1 protein-coding gene and 1 pseudogene are annotated in these 1,778 nt (G+C 62.9%); both read left to right on the top strand.

The features are described 5' to 3' along the window. Positions 1-1,234, top strand: a 1,234-nt coding sequence (locus VGU61_RS11505) for a DUF3459 domain-containing protein (protein ID WP_326859267.1), incomplete at its 5' end; no start/stop codon positions are given. After that, positions 1,231-1,778: pseudogene (locus tag VGU61_RS11500) on the top strand (4-alpha-glucanotransferase); the annotation flags it as partial. The gene VGU61_RS11505 and the pseudogene VGU61_RS11500, both read left to right, overlap by 4 nt.

The following is a 1,778-nucleotide window of genomic DNA, read 5'->3' as shown; positions in this document are numbered from 1 at the left end:
CGGGATGATGGTCTTCCTTGACGTGGTCTATAACCACTTCGGCCCGGACGGAAATTATCTCGGCGCCTATGCCGCTTCGTTCTTCCGCGATGATCTCAAGACGCCGTGGGGACAGGCGATCGATTTCCGGCAAAGGCCGGTGCGCGACTTCTTCATCGAGAACGCGATCTACTGGCTGGACGAATTCCGCTTCGACGGCCTGCGGTTCGATGCCGTGCACGCGATCAGCGAAAAGGACTGGATCATCGAGATGGGGAAGCGCATACGCGCCGCCATGCCGGAAGGGCGGCGTGTTCACCTTGTGCTGGAAAACGACGACAACACGGCCGGCTTCCTCGAACGCTCACCCGAACTGCTGTACGACGCGCAATGGAACGACGACATGCACCATGTCCTGCATGTACTGCTGACCGGCGAACAGGAAGGCTACTATGTGAGCTACGTCAACCAGACCGCCGAAAAACTGATGCGCGGGCTGACGGAGGGTTTCGTCTACCAGGGCGAGCCGTCGGTGTACGCAGGCGGCGAGCCGCGCGGCGAACCGAGCGGACATCTTCCGCCGACCAGCTTCGTCAATTTCCTACAGAACCACGACCAGATCGGGAACCGGGCCTTCGGCGACCGCCTTGCGACCTTGGCCAATCCGCTCGCGTTGCGCGCCGCCATGGGGCTGCTCCTGCTGTCGCCGAACATTCCGCTGCTGTTCATGGGCGAGGAATACGGCGCCACCCAGCCGTTCCTGTATTTTACGAGCCACCTGACGCCGGACCTCGCCGAAGCGGTGCGCAAGGGGCGCCGGGAAGAATTTGCCCGCTTTGCGGCATTTTCAGATCCGGAGCTGCGCGAAACGATCCCGGACCCGAACGCCGAGCAAACTTTCCTCGACTCCATCCCGCGCCCGGACAGCGAGGGCGCGACCACCTGGCGGGACTGGATCAAGGCGCTCATTGCCATCCGGCAGGAAAAAATCGTCCCCTATCTCGTCGGCGCAACATCGCTCGGCGCGGAAATGCTTGGGCCGAAGGCGGTCAAGGTGCGCTGGCAGCTGGACAATGACCAAGTACTTATGATTACCGTCAACCTCGGGGACGCGCCGGTGCCGATAGACTATGAAAAACTGGCGGACGGAAAGGGCGGCACCATCCTGTTCCAGACCGACGGCGTCGAGGATGCTGCGCCGGAAAACAGCTTGCCCGCCTATGCATTGATCGCTGTCCTGGAGCCTTCGGCATGAACACCGCAATACTCGATCTGGCGAAGGCCGCGGGCCTCGCGCATGAATGGACCAACGCATTCGGCAAACCGATGCAGGTCAGCGAGGACGCATTACGCGACATCCTCGACAAGCTGGGGTTTCCCTGCGCAACCGACGAGCAATGCCGGGACAGCGAGGCGCGTCTTCTTTCGCTCCAGGCGGGTGGCGACATGCCGCCCCTGCTGACCGGCACGGTCGGCCAGCCCGTACAGTTTCCCTTGCATCAACGATTCGCCGGAAAATCTTTCCGCATCACGCTGGAGGAGGGCGGCCATGTAGACGGACGCCTTCCCGACGATTTGGGCGGTGGCGCCGTTTTGCCTCCCATCGATCGGTATGGCTATCACCGGCTGACCGTGGATGGCCCCGGCGCGGAAACCACGCTCGCGATTGCTCCTGGGCAGTGTTTCGGCGTCTCGGATGCGCTTGCCGGCGCTGGCGCCGCGCAGAGCGCCGATCCGCGGCTTTGGGGGCTGGGCGTGCAACTGTATTCCTTGCGCCGTCATGGTGACGGCGGCATCGG

It is taken from the genome of Noviherbaspirillum sp. (assembly GCF_035944575.1).
Classification (GTDB): Bacteria; Pseudomonadota; Gammaproteobacteria; order Burkholderiales; family Burkholderiaceae_D; genus Noviherbaspirillum.
The sequence above is the reverse complement of the archived record's forward strand: the minus strand, read 5'-3'. Positions and strand labels throughout refer to the sequence as shown.